Here is a 20346-nt window from a genome sequence, read left to right as displayed (position 1 = left end):
GGCTTCAAAATGGAAGCCCTTTCATCCAAAAGGCTTAATGGCACCCCCTGGGAACAGCCCCGAACACCTCTTCGTTGAGGGAGTATCCTAACGGAAGAAACCCATGCCCCAGATGATCACTGCCCTGTTCAGGGATCCCGCCCAGGCCCGTCAGGCCCTTCAATCCCTGCTTGAGATGGGCATCGCCCAGAACCGAATCGTCGCGGTCGGCAACGCCGATGCCCGTGAGATCTCGTCGATCTCCGGCTTCCGCAGCCTCTCGGCCCGGGATGACGCGCTTGAAGCCCTGCACGACCTGAACCTGCCGGAATCCGACAAGCGGATCTTCGAGCAGGGACTTCACAGGCATCTCACCCTGATCGCCGCCCAGGTCGACCGGGACAATGCCGAGGAGGCCGCGCGCGTGCTGGAGATGTTCGAGCCGGTCGATCTCGACGGCAGCAGCCGGGAATGGCTGAAAGAGAGCGGTTCCGACCAGGCTGGAGCCGATGCGGGCGCTCCACTGGCAGCCGGGATTACCGGCGGCTCGGGTGGCGGAACGACTACCACGAGCATCCTGCCCGGCATGGGCCTCATGGCGGAAGGGGCGGACGATCTCGGCACCGCAGACCTGAGGACGGATGAGTTCTCCCAGTCGAACCAGGGCTCGAACACGACGGTCGGCACCGGCTCGCGCCGCGACGACGAACGGGCCGACCGGGAGGGCGTCAACGAGCTTGCGGTCGACACCCAGCCCGATCCGGACCAGCCCGGCTTGATGCAGCGCCACATGAACCGGGGCGGTCGGGTCTGGGCCTACCGCACCTCCGAGGAGACAGGCCTCTAGATCACGTTCCGTTCGAGCAGCGGCCGGTTGGCGAGAACGCGCTCGTAGCCGAGCTCGGACAGATCGAGCGTTCGGTAGCCGCCATGGACGATCAACTCGGCCAAGCCCCGGCCCACCGCCGGAGCCTGTTGCAGGCCGTGGCCCGAGAAGCCGTTGCAGAGGTAGAAATTGTTGAACGCGCCGGCCTGGCCGATAATGGCATTGTGATCGAGCAGGCTCATGTCGTAGGGCCCTGACCAGGCACGGCCCGGCTTGATCGCCTCGAAAGCCGGCACGCGATGGGCGAGCGACGGCCAGATGAACTCCTCAAAGAACGAGTGATCAATCTCCTGGGACGCGGGATCCTCGTCGAACCAGTCGGGATCGAGATCCGCTTCCGGCGAGGCACCGCAGATGAAGTGTCCCTCCCCTTCAGGCCGTACATAAGCGCCCGAGGTATCGATGAGCAGCGGGCAATTCTCGACTGGTCCCTTGCACGAGAAGGTGAAGACGTAGCGGCGCTTGGCCTGGACCGGGATCTCGAGCCCGGCCATGGCGGCGATCGCCCGTCCGCCGGAGCCGGCGCAGTTGATGAGCGTGCCGCAGGCAATCCGCGTGCCGTCCTTGAGGCGCACGGCGACGATGGTGCTGCCGTCCCGCTCGATCTCGGCCACCTCGCCCTTCACATATTCGGCGCCGAGGGAGCGAGCCTTCTTGCGGAAGGCCTGGAGCAGACCCCAGCCGTCGAACCAGCCCTCGCCCGAGTGGCCCCAGGTGCCGGCGGCGAGATCGTCCACGTTGAGCCAGGGGAAGCGATCCTTGAGCGCAGCCGGATCCATATAAAGAATGTCGGCGCCCTCGGCCGCTTGAAGCGCGTGGTTCTCCGCCAGGATCGACGCACCGGCCTCCGACGCACAATAGAGATAGCCGCCTTCCCTCAGCCCGATCTCCGGCCGCTCGCCATCGACGCCAAGACGGTCACCGATGCTGCGCAGGAAATCGATGCCATAAAGCGAGATGCGGATGTTCACCGCGCTCGAATATTGCTGACGAATCGAGGCCGCCGACAGAGCCGAAGCCGAGAGTTGGTAGGTCGGATCCTTCTCGATGACGATGACGCGTCCCTTGAAGCCGGAATCGGCGAGCAGGTGATAGGCCGCGGAGGAGCCCATGACGGCACCGCCGACGATCACGACGTCGGCTGAAGGAGAGGCTGAGGAGGTCATCGTTCGAATTTCGTTGAGAGGATGATGGAGGATTGCGTGCGCTCCACCCCTTCGAGCGCGCCGATCTTGTCGATGGCGGCATCGAGGGAGGGAACGTCCTCAGCCTCTACCACCGCCAGCAGATCGAAGACACCCGCGACCGAATGAAGCGCGCGCAATTCTGGCATGCGCTGGAGCGCCGTGACGACGCCGCCCGAAGCCTTGGGCGCCACGACGATGGTCACGTGCGCCCGCACCATGCGGCTTGCGACCTCCTCGGCAAGGCGCAGGGTATAGCCGGCGATCACGCCCCGGCGCTCCAGGCTCTCGACTCGGGCCTGCACCGTCGTGCGGGAAAGCCTGAGCCGCCGGGCCGCCTCCGCATGACCGATCCGGGCATTCTCCCGCAGGAGGGCAATCAAGGCACGATCTGTGGCGTCGAGCATCACTATGACCAGTCATAATGGCAATATGCCGAGAACTACTCGGCTTTTCGTCAGCTTGTCTATGGCGTTTTGTATGGCTTTGCCGTTTTCTTGAGGAACCATAGGGAGATTTTCATGCATTCGATCCTCGTCATCGGCGCCGGCAAGATCGGTTCCACCATTGTCGACATGCTCAACGAGGTCGGCGACTACGACGTCACCGTCGCGGACGCGTCCGCCGCCGCCCTCGAAGCGGTCGCCAAGGATGGCATCAAGACGATCCAGCTCGATTTCAGTGACGCGGTCGCCCTACAGAATGCTCTCAAAGGCCATTACGCGGTGCTCAGCGCTGCGCCCTATCACCTGACCAGTCACGTGGCGAAGGCCGCGCGCCTTGCGGACGTCAACTATTTCGACCTGACCGAGGACGTCGCCACCACGCGCATGGTGAAGGAGCTGGCGGAAGGCGCCACCACCGCCTTCATTCCGCAATGCGGGCTTGCTCCCGGCTTCATCTCCATCGTGGCTCACGACATCGCGAGCCGCTTCGACAGGCTCGATACCGTGCGCCTGCGCGTCGGCGCCCTGCCGCAATATCCGTCGAACGCCCTGTCCTACAACCTCACCTGGAGCACGGACGGCGTCATCAACGAATATATCGAGCGCTGCGAAGCCGTCGTCGACGGCAAGCTGCGCGAGGTTCCGGCCATGGAAGAGCTGGAGGAATTCTCCCTCGACGGCACGCGCTACGAAGCCTTCAACACCTCCGGCGGCCTCGGCACCCTGTGCGAGACGCTGGAAGGCAAGGTGCGAAATCTGAACTACAAGACCATCCGCTATCCGGGCCATTGCGCTCTGATGCGCGTCCTGCTCAACGACCTTCAGCTGCGCAACCGCCGCGAGGTCCTGAAGGACATCCTGGAGAACGCCGTTCCGGCCACCATGCAGGACATGGTCATCGTCTTCGTCACCGTGACCGGCGAGCGCGGCGGCCGCTTCGTTCAGGAAACCTACGCCCGCAGCGTCTATGGTCAGAAGGTCGCCGGCATCCAGCGCACGGCGATCCAGGTGACCACCGCCGCCGGCATCTGCGCCATGCTCGATCTGCTGGTCGCGGGCAAGCTCCCGAAACAAGGTTTCGTGCGCCAGGAGGAGATCGGCCTCGAGACTTTCCTCGCCAACCGCTTCGGCCGCGTCTATGCCGGCGAGCGCCTGGACGAGGACCATGAGCCGGCGGTGAAGCGCATCCACCTCGACGCAGTGGCATGATAGATGGGCTATGTGACCGCTGCCGCTGAAGCGGGAGCGGCCAAGTTCTTTACAAAATGGCATGACCCTATTCGGGAAAAGCAGTTCCCAGCTCATCCGGTCATGCATTAAGACGGTTGCATGAAAGCCGCCGTCTTCTTGTTCTCAAGACAAGCGAGGGTGGTGGGCTTGTATGAGCCCTAAGCCCGCATCCAGGGAGACCCGACATGACCGCGAGCCTGAAACCCGTATCCCCCGCACCCGCTTCCGTTGCGGATGAGGCCCGCGCCATTCTCGCGCGCCTCGGGGTGCCGGAGAGCGCCTTCGCCTCGACCGGCCGGCCGGCCATGTCGCCGATCACCGGCGAGGTGATCGCCCATGTGCGCGAGACCACGCCGGACGAGGCCAGGGCGGCGATCGGCCGGGCCGACGCCGCCTTCAAGACCTGGCGCAAGATCCCGGCGCCCAAGCGCGGCGAGTTCATCCGCCTTCTCGGCGAGGAACTGCGCGCCGCCAAGGACGATCTCGGCCGTCTCGTGACCCTGGAAGCCGGCAAGATCGTCTCCGAGGGCCTCGGCGAGGTGCAGGAGATGATCGACATCTGCGATTTCGCGGTCGGCCTCTCCCGTCAGCTCTATGGGCTGACCATCGCGACCGAGCGCGCCGATCACCGCATGATGGAGACCTGGCATCCGCTCGGCGTCTGCGGCGTGATCTCCGCCTTCAACTTCCCCGTTGCCGTCTGGTCCTGGAACGCGGCGCTCGCCCTCGTCTGCGGCGACAGCGTGGTGTGGAAGCCTTCTGAAAAGACCCTCCTGACGGCGCTTGCCACGCATGCCATCGTCGCACGTGCCGCCAAGCGCTTCGGCGGCGTGCCGGAAGGCCTCTGCGAGGTGCTGCTGGGCGGTCGCGAAGTGGGTGAAATCCTTGTGGAGGATCACCGCGTACCGATTCTCTCCGCCACCGGCTCCACTGCCATGGGCCGTCAGGTCGGCCCGAAGCTCGCCGAGCGCTTCGCCCGCGCGATCCTGGAGCTCGGCGGCAACAACGCGGCCATCGTGGCGCCCTCCGCCGACCTCGATCTCGCGCTCCGCGGCATTGCCTTCGCGGCCATGGGCACGGCCGGTCAGCGCTGCACGACGCTGCGCCGTCTCTTCGTGCATGAGAGCGTCTACGACCAGCTCGTGCCGCGCCTCGTAAAAGTCTATGGCAGCGTGAAGATCGGCGACCCGCGCGCCGAAGGCACGCTCGTCGGCCCGCTGATCGACAAGGCGGCTTTCGACGGCATGGAGCGCGCGCTCGACGAGGCTCGCGCGGCCGGCGGCAAGGTGCATGGCGGCGGACGCACCACGGATGTGGCGAATGACGGCGTCTATGCGCGTCCGGCGCTCGTCGAGATGCCGAGCCAGACCGGCCCGGTGACTCGCGAGACCTTCGCGCCGATCCTCTACGTGATGCGCTATTCGGATTTCGACGAGGTGATCGCGCTGCACAACGCGGTCGGCGCCGGTCTCTCCTCGTCGATCTTCACGCTCAACCTGCGCGAGGCCGAAGCCTTCGTGTCGGCAGCCGGCTCCGATTGCGGCATCGCCAACGTCAATATCGGCCCCTCGGGCGCCGAGATCGGCGGAGCCTTCGGCGGCGAGAAGGAAACGGGCGGCGGCCGTGAATCGGGCTCGGATGCCTGGAAGGCCTATATGCGCCGCGCCACCAACACGATCAATTACGGTTCGACGCTTCCGCTCGCCCAAGGCGTGAAGTTTGACGTCGACGCCTGATCGCTTCAACAATCCGGCGGAGGGCGTTAGAGCATCGTGCGGAAAAGTGGATCCGGTTTTCCGCGCACAACGATGCTCTCATCAAAAAGAAGGCATCGGATTGGATCCCAAAAGTGGGCGCCACTTTTGGGTCCGATGCTTTAGCCCTCCGTTTTGTTATCTGCCCTCTTAACGATGCGAGCCTTCCATGACAGAGCCCTCCCGCACCGGCGGCCAGATCCTCGTCGATCAGCTTCTCATCCACGGAGTCGATCACATCTTCTGCGTTCCGGGCGAGAGTTATCTGGCGGCTCTCGATGCGCTGCATGATGCGAGCATCAACGTCACGGTCTGCCGCCAGGAAGGCGGCGCGGCCATGATGGCGGAGGCTTATGGCAAGCTCACCGGCCGGCCCGGCATCTGCTTCGTCACCCGCGGCCCCGGCGCGACCAACGCCTCGCCCGGCATTCACATCGCCAAGCAGGATTCCACGCCGATGATCCTGTTCGTCGGCCAGATCGAGCGCGGCATGCGCGAGCGCGAAGCGTTCCAGGAGCTCGATTACCGCGCCGCCTTCGGCCCTCTCGCCAAATGGGCGACGGAGGTGGACGATCCGGCGCGCTTCCCCGAGATCGTCTCCCGCGCCTTCCATGTGGCGACCTCAGGCCGTCCCGGCCCGGTCGTGATCGCGCTGCCGGAAGACGTGCTGACCGAGATGGCGGCGGTGGCCGATGCGCCGCGCTATCAGATCATCGAGACGCATCCGGGTCTCACGCAGATGGCGGAGCTGCAGAAGCTTCTACATGGCGCGAAGAACCCGATTGCACTCCTCGGTGGAAGCCGCTGGTCGGAAACAGCCGTGCAGCGTTTCGTGCGCTTTGCCGAGCGCTTCGAGCTGCCGGTCGCCTGCACCTTCCGCCGCCAGATGCTGTTTCCTGCTGATCATACTTCATACATCGGGGATCTCGGGCTCGGCGTGAACCCGAAGCTTCTGGCGCGCATCAAGGAAGCGGATCTCGTCGTGCTCGTCGGCGGCCGCCTCTCCGAGATTCCGAGCCAAGCCTACTCGCTCCTCGACATTCCTGCGCCGCAGCAGACGCTGGTGCATATCCATCCCGATCCGAGCGAGCTCGGCCGGGTCTATTCCCCGCATCTTGCCATCAACGCCTCGCCGATCGCCTTCACGGCGGCGCTCGAAGGCGTACATCCGCCGGCTTCACTGCCGTGGAGCGAAAGCACGAAGACGGCGCATGCTGATTATCTCGCCTGGAGCGATCCGAGCGCCATCCGCACCGCCGGCGGCCTGCAGATGGGCGAGGTGATGGCGCATCTTCGCAGGGTGATGCCCTCCGATACGATCTTCTGCAACGGCGCGGGCAATTTCGCCACCTGGGTCCACCGCTTCTGGCCCTTCCGCGAATACGGCACGCAGCTCGCTCCGACCTCCGGCTCCATGGGCTACGGCGTGCCCGCTGCCGTCGGCGCCAAGCGCATCCAGCCCGACAGCCCCGTGGTGGTGTTCGCCGGCGACGGCGACTTCCTCATGAACGGGCAGGAATTCGCCACTGCCGTGCAATATGACCTGCCGATCCTGGTGATCCTGCTCGACAACGGCATGTACGGCACGATCCGCATGCACCAGGAGCGCGATTATCCCGGCCGCGTCTCGGCAACCATGCTCAAGAACCCGGACTTCGCAGCCTATGCCAAGGCCTTCGGCGGCTATGGCGAGCGGGTGGCGAATACGGAAGAGTTCGGCCCTGCCCTGCAGCGGGCCCTGACCTCCAGCAAGCCGGCGATCCTCCACTGCATCATCGATCCGGAAGTCATCACGCCGACCATGTCGCTCACGGCGATCCGCGAGAAGGCGCTGGCGGGAAAGAAATAACGTCGTTCGATAACCAAAGGGAGGCGGATCACCGCCTCCCTGCTTCGTTCAGAGAGTGACGCTCTCAAGCATCCGCACGCATCTCTACTGCGCTGGCGGGTCTGACCCGGATCACGGCTTTTCCGGCATCGAAGCCGTCGAGCAGAGCGTTGTGGTGTTCCACGATCTGTTCGACCGTGAACTTCTCCGTATCTGCCGTCGTGTGAGCATCGGCTACAAGGGTCACGTCATAGCCAAGGCTGATCGCACGTCGACAGGTGGTGTCAACGCAATACTGCGTCATCAGGCCGGCGACCACGAGATGACGGATCCCGCGCCCGGACAGAACGGATTGAAGATCCGTCTCGTAGAACGAGTCGCAGGCCGTTTTCCGAACGACGATATCGTCCTGTGTCCGGCCCAGATCGCTACAGATCTCCCAACCGGGTGTGCCCGTTTCGAGGCGGTGTCCGGGATCGCCGTCGTGCTGAACGAAGATGATCGGCAGCTTCTGGTCTCTGGCATCGCGCACGAGACCGCCGATCCTGCCGCGCACTTGATCGAAGCGCTCCTTGACGGCCGGGCGCTTGGCGCCCGGCACGTTCAGGATGTCGGTCTGCACGTCGATGATGAGAAGAGCTTTCGACATCGCGATCAGGCGGCCTTCGCCTCATCGAGCCGCTGCGCCACGAGCGTGCGCAGGCCGCGCAGATCCTTCACGAAGGAGCGGATGCCCTCAGAAAGCTTCTCGGTTGCCATCGCGTCTTCGTTCAATGCGAAGCGGAAGCTCTTCTCGTCGAGGCGCGGCAGGGGCTGGATTGTCTCGATGGTGTCCGGCGAGAGCTTGCGCGGCAGCTCGCCCTCGGCCTTCGCCAGTTCGTCGAGCAACGCGGGCGAGATGGTGAGGCGGTCGCAGCCGGCGAGCGCTTCGATCTCGCCGATGTTGCGGAAGGAGGCACCCATCACCACGGTCTTGATGCCTTGAGCCTTGTAAGCAGCGTAGATCTTGCGCACGGAGACCACGCCCGGATCGGTCTCGCCCGTGTAGGGGCCGCCGCCGGCCTTCACGTGCCAGTCGAGGATGCGGCCGACGAAGGGCGAGATCAGGAACACGCCCGCTTCCGCACAGGCCTGAGCCTGCGCCTGGCTGAACAAGAGCGTGAGATTGCAGTCGATGCCTTCCTTCTCGAGGATCTCGGCGGCGCGGATGCCCTCCCAGGTGGAGGCGATCTTGATCAGGATCTTCTCGCGTCCGATGCCGCGCTCCTCGTAAGCCTTGATGATGGCGCGCGCCTTGGCGAGCGTCGCCTCGGTGTCGAAGGAGAGATCCGCATCCACCTCCGTCGAGACGCGGCCGGGCACGATGTTCGCAAGCTCGGTACCGAAGGCTACCGCCAGCCGGTCGCAGATCGCCGCCACCACGCCTTCGCGGCTACCGCCCTGGGACCGACCCCAGGCCAGGGCCTCCTCGATGATGTGGACATAGGCGGGGGTCTCGGCCGCCTTCAGCAGCAGGGTCGGGTTGGTGGTGCAGTCCTGGGGCTTCAGGCGGCGCACCGCGTCGAGGTCGCCGGTATCGGCAACGACGACCGTCATGGTGCGCAATTGGTCGAGCTTGGAGGGCATCGGGATCTCCGTGGGTTGTCCTTTGACGTCTGACTTAGTCCCATAAGATACCCGCGTGAAGGGCAAAGCGTCAGACAAAAAGCCCCCGGTTGGCCCGCACGCGGCTCAGAATGAAGGAATAGACCTCCTCCACCCGGCGTAAGGACCGCACATCGGCATGGGTGACGAGCCAGTAGGTGCGCAGGTAGGACACATCGGGCAGCACGACCTGGAGCTCCGGGAACTGCCGCACCGCGTAATCGTGCAGGACGCCGATGCCGACGCCTGCCCGCACGGCCTCCGCCTGCGCCACCACGCTGGCGCACTCGAACCGGCGGGCGGTGTATTTTTCGAGCGCCGAGAAGTAATCGAGCACGGGGCTGTAGAGCAGGTCGGCCACATAGGTGACGAGGGTCTTGCCCGTCAGGTCCGACAGCTCCGTCACCGGCCCGTGCCGCCTGAGATAATCCTGCGAGGCATAGAGCCTGAGGCGATAATCGGTGAGCTTGCGTGAGACGAGGCGCCCTTCCGTCGGCTGTTCCAGGGTCACGGCGATGTCGGCCTCGCGCTTGGAGAGCGAAAAGGTCCGCGGCAACGCCACGAGTTGCAGGGTGAGGCCCGGATGCCGCTCGGCGAGGGCGCCGAGTTCCGGAGCGAGGAAATAGGTGCCGATCCCGTCAGGCGCGCCGATGCGCACGGTCCCCGAGAGCGCGAGATCGGCGCCCCCGAGTTCGCTTGCCACCGCAAGAGCCTGGGTCTCCATGGTCTCCGCGTGCTTGAGCAGCCGTTCTCCCTGTTCGGTCAGGGTGTAGCCCTGAGGGCTGCGCTCGAACAGCTTGGCCTTGAGCGCCGCCTCCAGGGCCGAGATGCGGCGGGACACGGTGGTGTGGTCCGCCTCGAGTTGGCGAGCGGCGGCGGTGAGGCGCCCGGCCCGGGCGACGGCCAGGAAGAAGCGGAGATCGTCCCAATCGAATGCGCTCATGCCCGTGCCCTTGCCGTATTGGTGTTTTCGCACAACGGTGCTTTGGTTTCACCCATAGTCGTGCGATTTCAACAATGATAGAAGAAGACCACGAAAAACACCCTTGAGGAGGAGAGACGCCATGCGCGAGGTCGGACATTTCATCGGCGGCAAGCAGGTTCCCGGCAAATCGGGTCGCACCACCGAATTCTTCCAGCCCATGACCGGTGAGGTCCTCGGCCGGGTCGCGCTCGCCTCCAAGGACGAGCTGCACCAGGCCGTCGAGAACGCCAAGGCCGCGCAGCCGGCCTGGGCCGCCACCAATCCGCAGCGCCGCGCCCGCGTGATGATGAAGTTCCTCGAGCTCATCGCGAAGGAAACCGACACGCTCGCCGAAATGCTCGCCCGCGAACACGGCAAGACCATTCCCGACGCGAAGGGCGACATCCAGCGCGGCGTCGAGGTAGCGGAGTTCTGCACCGGGATTCCGCACCTCCTGAAGGGCGAGTTCACCGAGGGCGCCGGCCCCGGCATCGACATGTATTCGATCCGCCAGCCGCTCGGCGTCGTCGCTGGCATTACGCCGTTCAACTTCCCGGCCATGATCCCGCTGTGGAAGCTCTCGCCCGCCATCGCCTGCGGCAACGCCTTCATCCTCAAGCCCTCCGAGCGCGATCCGGGCGTGCCGATGCGCCTCGCCGAGCTGATGATCGAGGCGGGCCTTCCGGCCGGCATCCTCAACGTGGTCAACGGCGACAAGGAAGCGGTGGACGCGATCCTCGACGATCCGGACATCAAGGCCGTGGGCTTCGTCGGCTCCTCGCCGATCGCCCAGTACGTCTATTCCCGCGCTACCGCGCACGGAAAGCGCGCCCAGTGCTTCGGCGGCGCCAAGAACCACATGATCATCATGCCCGACGCCGATCTCGACCAGGCGGCCGATGCGCTGATCGGCGCCGGCTACGGCTCGGCCGGTGAGCGCTGCATGGCAGTCTCGGTGGCGGTGCCGGTCGGCAAGGCGACGGCCGACGCGCTCATGGACAAGCTGATCCCGCGTGTGGAAAGCCTGAAGGTCGGTCCCTCCACCGATCCGTCGGCCGATTTCGGCCCGATGATCACCCGGGCGCACATGGAGAAGGTGCGCTCCTACGTCGATCTCGGCGTCCAGGAAGGCGCCAAGCTCGTGGTCGACGGCCGCGACTTCAAGATGCAGGGCTACGAGGACGGCTTCTACATGGGCGGCTGCCTCTTCGACGATGTGCGCCCCGATATGCGCATCTACAAGGAAGAGATCTTCGGGCCCGTGCTTTCGGTCGTGCGCGCCAAGAACTACGACGAGGCGCTGCGCCTGCCCTCTGACCACGAATACGGCAACGGCGTCGCGATCTACACCCGCGACGGCGACGCTGCCCGCGACTTCGCCTCCAAGGTGAATGTGGGCATGGTCGGCATCAACGTGCCGATCCCGGTGCCGCTGGCCTATTACACCTTCGGCGGCTGGAAGGCCTCGGGCTTCGGCGACCTCAACCAGCATGGCCCGGACGCGGTGCGCTTCTACACCAAGACCAAGACCGTCACGTCCCGCTGGCCCTCCGGCATCAAGGAAGGCGCGGAATTCTCCATTCCGACGATGAAGTAGGCACGATCATGATGGCCGGGACCTTGATCCCGGCCATTTGCTTTTTCGGGGCCGCATCTTTTTGCGTGACCTCAGGCCACTTCGCCGAAGGATGCTCTAGATCCAAAGTCGGGGTGCACGAAGCGCCTCTGTCGTGACGATTTAGGCCCATGACCCAGTTCTCACTCACCGACGATCAAATCGCCATCCGCGACATGGCGCTCGCCTTCGCGGCGGACAACCTCGCCCCTCACGCCCTCGAATGGGACGAGAAGAAGCATTTTCCCGTGGATGTGATGCGCGAGGCCGCAAGCCTCGGCATGGCGGCGATCTACACCCGCGACGATGTGGGCGGATCGGGCATGACGCGGCTCGACGCGGCGCTGATCTTCGAGGCGCTCGCCACCGGCTGCCCGGCCATCTCGGCGTATCTCTCCATCCACAACATGGCGACGTGGATGATCGACCGCTACGGCTCCGAGGAGCAGCGGAGCCGCTACATCCCGCGCTTGGTCACCATGGAACTGATCGCGAGCTATTGTCTGACCGAACCGGGCTCCGGCTCGGATGCGGCCGCGCTCAAGACCAGGGCCATGCGCGACGGCGATCATTACATCGTCAACGGCGTCAAGCAGTTCATCTCGGGCGCCGGCACATCCGACATCTACGTGACCATGGTGCGCACGGGCGAGGACGGCCCGTCCGGCATCTCGACCCTCGTGATCGAGAAGGACATGCCGGGCGTCTCCTTCGGCGCACAGGAGAAGAAGATGGGCTGGAATGCGCAGCCCACCGCCGCCGTGATCTTCGAGGACGTGCGCGTGCCCGTGGCCAACCGGCTCTCGGACGAGGGCATGGGCTTCAAGATCGCCATGTCGGGCCTCGACGGCGGGCGTATCAATATCGGCGCCTGCTCGCTGGGCGGCGCTCAGGCGGCGCTGGACAAGGCACTCGCCTATACGGGCGACCGCAAGGCCTTCGGCAAGCGCATCGCGGATTTCCAGGCGCTGCAGTTCAAGCTCGCCGACATGGCCACCGAACTCGAATGCGCGCGCACCTTCCTGTGGCGTGCGGCCTCCGCCCTCGATGCGAAGGCGCTCGATGCCACGAAGCTTTGCGCCATGGCCAAGCGCATGGCGACCGATGTGGGCTTCCAGGTGGCGAACGATGCCCTGCAGCTCCATGGCGGCTACGGCTATCTCGCCGATTACGGCGTCGAGAAGATCGTGCGGGACCTGCGCGTGCACCAGATCCTCGAGGGCACCAACGAGATCATGCGCCTGATCGTTGCGCGCGACCTGGTGGGACGCGGCAACCGATGATGGTGAGATCGCTCGGCCTCGGCTTCGGCATCGCCGCGGCGATCTTCGCGCTGTTCTCGTGGGCAGGGCCATGGTTCTTCCTGGAGGGTCGCCGACCGTTCCAGCTCAACTTCACAGCAGGGGCGGTGCTCGGCTTAGGATTTGGTCTGTCGATCGACCGCATCCTGCGCGTGTCGCGAAAAGCTGCCATCCATGTCATGGGTCTGGCGGCTGTTCCGGGCATGCTGATCATGGCCGCCGTGGGTTCGCATTTCGCAGTCTTTTTCCCGCAGCTCGATCCTACCCTGGACAAGGTCTTCGGATCGCTGATGCTGTGGTTCTACGGCTTCGCGCTTGTCGGAGCCCTGTGGGTGGCGCGACGCGCATGACGCTCAGGAACGAACCATCGGGATTGCCTTTGCACGAGCCGAGCACATGGCTCGTGTTCGCCCTGTCGGGCGTGTTCGTACTCTTAGGGTTGCTGTTCATCTTCGCGCCGCGCGCCGGGGCAGCCCTTTTCGGAATCGCAGCGCCCGAGGGACCGGGCCTGTCCTATGTCTCGGCCATCGGTCTGCGGGACCTCGCCTTCGGGGCATATCTCGCGGCCCTGTCGCGTCTGTCGACCCGTCGCATCGTAGGCACAGTGCTCGGGCTCACAATTCTCATTCCTGCCGGCGACGTCATCCTCGTCTTTCTGGAGCGGGGCTTCGAGAGCCCGAAACACCTCTTGCTGCATGCCGGCAGCGGTATCGTCATGGCGGCGGGCGCATTCTGGCTGCTCAACCGAACGTCACATCGCAATCCGGGAGGACTCTCATGACCAGCATCGCCTTCATCGGCCTCGGCAACATGGGCGGGCCGATGGCCGCCAATCTCGTCAGGGCCGGGCACACCATCACCGGCTTCGATCTGTCGCCCGCCTCCTGTGATCAGGCGCGGAACGACGGAGCGAGCATCGCCGCCTCCACCGTCGATGCAGTGAAGGATGCTGAGGTCGTCGTCACCATGTTGCCGGCCGGCAAGCATGTGCTCTCGGTCTGGACCGACATCCTGCCCTCGGTGAAGGAAGGCACGCTGCTCATCGACTGCTCCACTGTCGATGTGGAGAGCGCGCGCAAGGCGCATGCTATGGCGCGCGAGCAGGGCCGCAACCTGCTGAGCCTCGACGCGCCGGTGTCCGGGGGTGTCGGCGGCGCGACGGGTGCCACGCTCACCTTCATGGCGGGTGGCGCCAAGCCAGCCTATGATCGGGCCGAGCCGATCCTCTCCAAGATGGGCAAGAAAGTCGTCCATTGCGGCGAGGCCGGCGCGGGCCAGGCGGCGAAGATCTGCAACAACATGATCCTCGGAATCTCGATGATCGGCGTGGCGGAAGCCTTCGTACTCGGCGAAAAGCTTGGGCTGTCGCATCAGGCGCTGTTCGATGTCGCCTCAACGTCCTCAGGCCAGTGCTGGTCGCTCACCACCTATTGCCCGGTGCCCGGACCCGTGCCGGCCTCGCCCGCCAATAACGGCTATAAGCCGGGCTTCGCGGCGGCGCTGATGCTCAAGGACCTGAAGCTGGCGCAGGAGGCGGCCCTCGGCTCGGGAGCTTCGACGCCGTTGGGCGCGGAGGCGGCCCAACTCTATGCCCTGTTCAACAATGCCGGACACGAGGGCGACGACTTTTCCGGCATCATCAACTTCATACGGGGACAAAAGGGGTAGGAACCTTCCCACGTCATGGCCGGCCTTGCGCCGGCCATCTCGATTGGAAGAGCGCTGCGCCTTTCGGATCGGGATCACCGGCGCAAGGCCGGCAATGACGAAGGAGGGCATGCTCTCCCAAAAGGCACAAGGGCTGGGATGTGTTGCATCGCACCTACAGCTTTTGGTGCTCCCGTCCATTACGCTTTCCGTTCCTGAACACTCAACCGCCGATTGTCCACCTCCATGATCCGCTCCGTTTCCCAAACGGCCAATCCTTCAGCCGATGCCGCCGCCATGCTGCGGCGCCTCGGCTTTGCGATCCTGTTCTTTGCCGTGCCTCTGGCGGCCCTTTTCACGCGGCGCGCGCTGGTGGTGATGGCGCCTCTCGCGGTCATTCTCCTCGTCCTCGCCTCGGTGCTCGACGGAGGCGCAAGGCATGCATGGGATAAGCTCACTGCGCTTGCCGCCTCTCCGGGCGGAGTGGCCGGGCTGGTCCTGCTGTTCTGGGCCGGGCTGTCCCTGGTTTGGACTCCTTTCTGCCCCAGGCCTCCGAGCGGCTTCTCAACATCATCGGCATGGCCCTCATGGGGCTAGGCGGGTATTTCGCCATTCCCGAGCGCATGCGCTCGGCCAACCTCTATCTTCTTCCCGTCGGCGTGGGCCTCGCGGCCCTGATCGCCATTTCCCTGACGATCACCGGCGGCAGCCACTTCGACCCGGAGGGCCTGAGCTTGGAGCGCGGCATGCTCATGCTCGTTCTGCTGCTCTGGCCTGCCATCGCCTGGCTCCACTCCCGCGGACGCAACCTGGAAGCCATCGGCCTTGCGCTCGCCGTTGCCATCTGCTCCCTCCTCACGCGTGACGGCCTGCCCCTCTACGGTCTGGCTGCAGGCGCCGTCGTCTTCGTTATCACGGCATGGAATCCGGTCTTCGGCTCTCGCTTGATCGGCTTCGTCATGGCGGGCCTTCTGCTGTTTGCACCGGTCCTGCCCTTCATCCTGAAGCCCGTGGCGGCCAGCCTGCTCGGCGCAAACTCGCCGACGACCCTCGGCCTCGAGGTGTGGCGCCGGATCATTCTGGACGAGCCGCTGCGGCTCTTGACAGGACACGGGCTGGAGACCGCCCTGCGCGGCCGCTTCTTCGGACTGGTTCCACCGAGCGCGCCATCCACCCTGCTGTTCGAAATCTGGTACGAACTCGGACTGGTGGGCGCGGCGGCCGGCAGCGTTCTTTTGTATCAGGCCGTCGTCGGCGCGAAGAGCCATCGTGCCACCGTGGCGCCCGGCATCATGGCCGCGTTCGCGTGCGCCTTCACCCTGGGCTGCCTCGGCATCGGCACCGCGCAGGTCTGGTGGTTCACGGCGCTCGTGGTTCTGGTGCTGATCTTCGTCGCCATCGAGCGCGGGCAATTTCGCACGAAGCGTCCCAAGGCCGCTCTGCGTCGCACAGTGTAACGACCTCCTTCTCCCTCGTGGAGAAGGATTGACGGAGAGGCCCTGCCTCTGCTTGGCTGACGGCTTGCGGATTCGTTAACCCGAGGAACGTTCATGCCGATCATCAACCGCGTCGCCGACCTTGCCGATGAAGTCGCCGCCTGGCGTCGCGACTTCCATGAAAACCCGGAGCTCCTGTTCGACGTGCATCGCACGGCCGGCATCGTGGCGGAGAAGCTGAAGAGCTTCGGCTGCGACGAGGTCGTGACCGGGCTCGGGCGGACCGGCGTCGTCGGCGTGATCAAGGGCCGCTCGAACAATTCAGGCAAGGTGATCGGTCTTCGCGCCGACATGGACGCGCTGCCCATCGAGGAGGCGACGAACGTTCCGCACAAGTCCAAGGTGCCCGGCAAGATGCACGCCTGCGGCCATGACGGCCACACGGCGATGCTGCTCGGGGCTGCGAAGTACCTGGCCGAGACGCGCAATTTCGACGGCACGGCCGTGGTGATCTTCCAGCCGGCAGAGGAAGGCGGCGGCGGCGGCAACGAAATGCTGAAGGACGGCCTGATGGAGCGCTTCGGCGTGAACGAGGTCTATGGCATGCACAACATGCCGGGCATTCCCGTGGGCCAGTTCGCCATCCGCCCCGGCGCGATGATGGCGGCGGCGGACCGCTTTACCATCAACATCGAAGGCAAGGGCGGCCACGCGGCGCGCCCGCATGACTGTATCGACCCGGTGGTCGTGTCGGCTCACGTGATCACGGCCCTTCAGACCGTCGCTTCGCGCAGCGTCGATCCACTCGATTCCGTGGTGGTTTCCGTCTGCACCGTGAAGGCGGGCGATGCCTTCAACGTCATTCCGCAGACCGCGATGCTTCTCGGCACCGTGCGCACCCTCTCTCCGGACGTGCGAGATCTCGCCGAGACTCGCATCCGCGCCATCGTCGAGAATGTCTGCGCCGCCTTCGGGGCCAAGGCCGAAATCGACTATGACCGCGGCTATCCGGTCACCATGAACGATCCCGACAAGACCGAGTTCATGGCAAACGTCGCGCGTGCCGTCAGCGGTGAGAATGCCGTCGACACGACCGTGCTCCCCCTCATGGGCGCGGAGGATTTCTCCTACATGCTGGAGCAGCGCCCGGGCGCCTATATCTTCCTCGGCAACGGCGACACGGCCGGCGTACACCACCCGGCCTATGACTTCAACGACGAGGCGAGCCCCTACGGCGTCTCGCTCTGGGCGAAGATCGTCGAAACCGGCATGCCGGCCCGGTAGTTTTCTTTGACAAAAGCCGCCGCCGGATCTCTCCGGCGGCGGCTTTCTTTCATCCCACGTCTTCCGTCAGTGCAGGACCATTTCCGTGAACGGGTGGACATAGGCCTGCAGCATCACGAGGCCGCCGACGAGGCAGGCGAGCACGATGGAGTGCCAGAACACGAAGCGCAGGATGCTTCCCTCATGCCCGAACCAGTTCGTCGCCGTCGACGCCACGACGATGGATTGCGCGTCGATCATCTTGCCCATGACGCCGCCGGACGAATTCGCCGCCGCCATGAGGATGGGTGACAGCCCAAGCTGGTTGGACGTGATCTTCTGCAAGCCACCGAACAGGACGTTGGACGCGGTGTCAGAGCCCGTCAGCGCCACGCCGAGCCAGCCGAGCAAGGTGCCGAAGAACGGATACAGGATTCCCGTCCCGGCGAAAGCCAATCCGAGCGTTGCGTCGACACCTGAAAAGCGGGTGAGCGTCCCGATGGCCAGCATCGCCGCGATGGTGATGAGAGAATAGCGCAGCACCCAGATCGTCTCGAACCAGGCGGTGATGAGCCGCAAGGGGGAGAATCCCATGACGAAGCCGGCGATGATGGCTGCGATCAGCACGCCCGTGCCCGTATAGGACATGTAGGTGAAGGCGAAGACGGCAGGCTCCGCCGTCGGATTGGCCACGATGGGCGCAACCTTCTGCACCATGTTGTGCAGGCCTGGGACGGGATAGCTCCAGGTAAAGATCGGGTTGACGAGCGCCTTGAACCAGCCCGTGCCCCAGATCGCGACGATGACGGAGAGGATGATCCACGGTACCCAGGCACGGAAAACCTCTCCCCGGTCCACCTGAGGGGTCATGGTGGGTGTGGCGGCGCTCAGGGGAGCAGTCCGGGTCAGGGTTCCCACGGAATCGTCGCGCGTGCGCAGGGCCGGCGAGGTCCAGATCTCCTTCGGGTGCCAGATCTCGCATGAAGCCGACGAGGCACGCCATGCAGATCAGAGATGCACCGATGTCGACGATCCAGGGATTGATGTAATTCGAGATCAGGAATTGCGGGATCGCGAATGAGACGCCGCACACCAGGATCGCAGGCCAGATCTGCATCATGCCGCGCAACCCCGCAAACACCGCGATAAGCCAGAACGGCACGATGAGCGAGAAGAAGGGCAGCTGACGGCCGACCATGGCACCGAGAACATAAGGATCGAAGCCGGTGACGGAAGCAAGGCCCTGGATCGGCGCGCCGAGGGCGCCGAAGGCGACCGGAGCGGTGTTGGCGATCAGCGAGAGACCGGAGGCCGCCAGCGGCGAGAAGCCAAGACCGATGAGGATGGCACCCGTCACGGCAACCGGCGTGCCGAAGCCGCCTGCGCCTTCAAAGAAAGCCCCGAAGGCAAAGGCGACGAGCAGCAATTGAAGGCGTCGGTCCGTCGTGATGTTCCCGACCGACTGCTGAAGCGTGGCGAAATACCCCCTCTCCACCGTCAGCCGGTAGAGGAAAATGACGTTCAGAATGATCCAGCCGATCGGGAACATGCCGGTTGCGACGCCGAACAAGGCGGCGCGTGTGGCAAGCCCGGTGGGCATGGTGAACAGGAAGACGGAGACGGCGATCGCCGCGAGAAGCGCGATGACGGCGGCAATGTGTGCCTTCACCTTGCCGGAGGCGATCATCACCAAGAGCAGAACGACCGGAACGGCGGCCGCTATGGTCGACAACGTCGCATTGTTGAACGGATTATAGACTTGGCTCCACATGGGCTTTCCCCCTCAACCTGCCAGCGGAAGCTGGCATGCATGGCGTAGCGGTCGGGCCGGAGCGGTCCTTTCCGCCTTAAGGAGAAGCTAGAACATTGTTTTACAGTGACAATACAAGCTTGACAGGAATATTGCGGCGCTAACCGCTCAATCCTTGTTCGAGCAGGCGAGCATGCCCTCGAGGTCGATGTAATGGCCGGCGCGGTCGCGCTTGGCGGCAAGGTAGCTGACATTCTCCGCCGTCGGACGCCCCAGCACGCGGTGATCGGAAATCACCTCGAGGCCCGCCTTGGTCAGCGCCGCGATCTTCTCGGGGTTGTTAGTCATCAGGCGGACCTTGCCGACACCGAGCCCCTGCAGCATCGCGGCGGCGAAATCGAAGCGGCGCTGATCGGCCTCGAAGCCCAGTACCTCGTCGGCATCGTAGGTGTCGTAGCCCTGCGACTGAAGCTTGTAGGCGCGGATCTTGTTGGCGATGCCGTTCCCGCGTCCCTCCTGGTCGAGATAGAGCAGGATGCCGCCCTCATTCTGGGCCATGAAGCGTACGGTCTCGCGCAGCTGGTCGCCGCAATCGCATTTGAGGCTGCCGAAGAGATCGCCCGTGAGACAAGCCGAATGCAGCCGCACGGTCACCGGCTTCGAGACATCCGGCTTGCCGACGACGATCGCCACCTGATCGCGCAGGCCCTCGCCGCCACGGAACACCACGAACTCGCTGGTGGGAGCGCCTTCCAGCGGCACCGGCGCCCGGCTGACGATCTCCAGGTCGGCGGCCTTGGCACGACGATAGCCGCGAATGGCTTCGCCCGACACGCGCACGAGTGACGGGGCGATCTCGATGCCCTTCGCCAGCGGCACCACGATCACGGCCGGCAGGACGAGCGACAGGCGGGCCAGTTCCAGCGCCTCGCCGTCCAGCTCGTCGGCGGGGCGAACCGGCGCGTCGATGCGACCATCGACCTTGAGGCCTAAGGTTTCCACGCGGTTCCGGTCCACCACCGGCAGAGCCACCCGGCCGGGAACCTCACGCTCAAGGCCGAGGCGACGGAGCCTTGCTGCCGGCAGGACGAGATGGGCGTGGCCGCCTGCAACGGCCTCGATCTCGGTGTCCATGGTCTCGTCCAGGTTCTCGACGCCGACCACGAGCGCGCTGCCCTCAGTCCCGTCGATCACCACGGGACGGGCGCTGCGAAACTCCATGATCGCCCGCTCGACCGAGGTCGTGGCGGGATTATCGGACAGGCTCAAGGTCAGGCGCATAATCGGAAACTCAAGAAAGACGGCCTCAAATCTGGCAGGTCAGGGGGTCTTTGGGGCCAGACGGCCCCTGAAGCCACGCTTCAGGACGATTTTCACCCTATCACAGGCTACCCCCGATCCCTAACCCCATAGATGCGA

At 64.8% G+C, this 20346-nt stretch carries 18 protein-coding genes and 1 pseudogene; 12 read left to right on the top strand and 7 right to left on the bottom strand.

From position 1 onward, the window contains the following. Window positions 1-103: 103 nt before the first annotated feature. Complete coding sequence (locus tag ACD578_RS23405) at window positions 104-826, top strand: hypothetical protein (RefSeq protein WP_404288957.1); 723 nt, start codon at window positions 104-106, stop codon at window positions 824-826. On the opposite strand, the gene ACD578_RS23400 is transcribed toward ACD578_RS23405, so the two are convergent. After that, window positions 823-2031 (bottom strand): NAD(P)/FAD-dependent oxidoreductase, encoded by a 1209-nt coding sequence (locus ACD578_RS23400; protein ID WP_404288955.1) that lies wholly within the window; start codon window positions 2029-2031, stop codon window positions 823-825. The two genes, ACD578_RS23405 and ACD578_RS23400, sit on opposite strands and share 4 nt — an antisense overlap. Then, entirely contained in the window at window positions 2028-2456 is a 429-nt protein-coding gene (locus ACD578_RS23395) for an Lrp/AsnC family transcriptional regulator (RefSeq protein ID WP_404288953.1), read from the bottom strand. The genes ACD578_RS23400 and ACD578_RS23395 overlap by 4 nt, the downstream gene beginning before the upstream one ends. Before the next feature lie 114 nt (window positions 2457-2570). Here ACD578_RS23395 and ACD578_RS23390 point away from each other — a divergent pair, with 114 nt between their 5' ends. The 3 genes from ACD578_RS23390 to ACD578_RS23380 all read left to right on the top strand — a co-directional run bounded on the left by ACD578_RS23390 (window position 2571) and on the right by ACD578_RS23380 (window position 7328). Continuing rightward, entirely contained in the window at window positions 2571-3704 is a 1134-nt protein-coding gene (locus ACD578_RS23390; protein ID WP_404288951.1) for a saccharopine dehydrogenase family protein, read from the top strand. Window positions 3705-3910: 206 nt separating this feature from the next. Next, window positions 3911-5461 (top strand): aldehyde dehydrogenase family protein, encoded by a 1551-nt coding sequence (locus ACD578_RS23385; protein ID WP_404288949.1) that lies wholly within the window; start codon window positions 3911-3913, stop codon window positions 5459-5461. A 187-nt stretch (window positions 5462-5648) separates the two neighbouring features. After that, a complete protein-coding gene (locus tag ACD578_RS23380) occupies window positions 5649-7328 on the top strand; it encodes a thiamine pyrophosphate-binding protein (RefSeq protein ID WP_404288947.1) in 1680 nt (559 codons plus the stop codon). A 64-nt stretch (window positions 7329-7392) separates the two neighbouring features. Here ACD578_RS23380 and ACD578_RS23375 read toward each other — a convergent pair whose 3' ends face one another. From ACD578_RS23375 to ACD578_RS23365, 3 genes are all read right to left on the bottom strand, one after another. Then, window positions 7393-7956: a cysteine hydrolase family protein gene (locus ACD578_RS23375; protein ID WP_404288945.1), complete on the bottom strand. Its 564-nt coding sequence runs from the start codon at window positions 7954-7956 to the stop codon at window positions 7393-7395. A gap of 5 nt (window positions 7957-7961) precedes the next feature. After that, window positions 7962-8933, bottom strand: a complete 972-nt coding sequence (gene tal / locus ACD578_RS23370) for a transaldolase (RefSeq protein WP_404288943.1) — start codon at window positions 8931-8933, stop codon at window positions 7962-7964. A 70-nt stretch (window positions 8934-9003) separates the two neighbouring features. Continuing rightward, window positions 9004-9894, bottom strand: coding sequence for a LysR family transcriptional regulator (locus ACD578_RS23365; protein ID WP_404288941.1), 891 nt, complete (start codon window positions 9892-9894; stop codon window positions 9004-9006). Window positions 9895-10015: 121 nt separating this feature from the next. Here ACD578_RS23365 and ACD578_RS23360 point away from each other — a divergent pair, with 121 nt between their 5' ends. The 8 genes from ACD578_RS23360 to ACD578_RS23325 all read left to right on the top strand — a co-directional run bounded on the left by ACD578_RS23360 (window position 10016) and on the right by ACD578_RS23325 (window position 17198). Next, entirely contained in the window at window positions 10016-11512 is a 1497-nt protein-coding gene (locus ACD578_RS23360) for a CoA-acylating methylmalonate-semialdehyde dehydrogenase (RefSeq protein ID WP_152710101.1), read from the top strand. Window positions 11513-11661: 149 nt separating this feature from the next. Then, window positions 11662-12813, top strand: coding sequence for an isobutyryl-CoA dehydrogenase (locus ACD578_RS23355; protein WP_404288939.1), 1152 nt, complete (start codon window positions 11662-11664; stop codon window positions 12811-12813). After that, on the top strand, window positions 12810-13181 hold the full coding sequence (locus ACD578_RS23350) for a DUF5367 family protein (protein ID WP_404288937.1): 372 nt from the start codon (window positions 12810-12812) through the stop codon (window positions 13179-13181). Before ACD578_RS23355 ends, ACD578_RS23350 begins: the two co-directional genes overlap by 4 nt. Continuing rightward, window positions 13178-13612, top strand: coding sequence for a DUF4267 domain-containing protein (locus ACD578_RS23345; protein WP_404288935.1), 435 nt, complete (start codon window positions 13178-13180; stop codon window positions 13610-13612). Before ACD578_RS23350 ends, ACD578_RS23345 begins: the two co-directional genes overlap by 4 nt. Beyond that, the gene (mmsB, locus tag ACD578_RS23340) at window positions 13609-14499 is read left to right on the top strand and encodes a 3-hydroxyisobutyrate dehydrogenase (RefSeq protein WP_404288933.1); all 891 of its coding nucleotides are present in this window, start codon (window positions 13609-13611) and stop codon (window positions 14497-14499) included. Before ACD578_RS23345 ends, mmsB begins: the two co-directional genes overlap by 4 nt. 225 nt (window positions 14500-14724) lie before the next feature. Continuing rightward, the gene (locus ACD578_RS23335) at window positions 14725-15075 is read left to right on the top strand and encodes a hypothetical protein (protein WP_404288931.1); all 351 of its coding nucleotides are present in this window, start codon (window positions 14725-14727) and stop codon (window positions 15073-15075) included. Continuing rightward, window positions 15006-15935 carry a peptide ABC transporter permease gene (locus ACD578_RS23330; RefSeq protein WP_404288929.1) on the top strand — a complete coding sequence of 310 codons (930 nt, stop codon included), beginning with the start codon at window positions 15006-15008 and terminating at the stop codon, window positions 15933-15935. Before ACD578_RS23335 ends, ACD578_RS23330 begins: the two co-directional genes overlap by 70 nt. Before the next feature lie 93 nt (window positions 15936-16028). Continuing rightward, a complete protein-coding gene (locus tag ACD578_RS23325) occupies window positions 16029-17198 on the top strand; it encodes a M20 aminoacylase family protein (protein WP_404288927.1) in 1170 nt (389 codons plus the stop codon). Between the two features lie 66 nt (window positions 17199-17264). Here ACD578_RS23325 and ACD578_RS23320 read toward each other — a convergent pair. Next, window positions 17265-18948: pseudogene (locus ACD578_RS23320) on the bottom strand (L-lactate permease). Between the two features lie 147 nt (window positions 18949-19095). Continuing rightward, window positions 19096-20208, bottom strand: coding sequence for a GTP cyclohydrolase II RibA (gene ribA, locus ACD578_RS23315; RefSeq protein ID WP_404288925.1), 1113 nt, complete (start codon window positions 20206-20208; stop codon window positions 19096-19098). Window positions 20209-20346: the final 138 nt, after the last annotated feature.

The organism is Microvirga sp. RSM25 (assembly GCF_044784385.1).
Lineage (GTDB): Bacteria > Pseudomonadota > Alphaproteobacteria > Rhizobiales > Beijerinckiaceae > Microvirga > Microvirga tunisiensis.
This window is presented reverse-complemented; position numbering and strand designations above follow the sequence as displayed.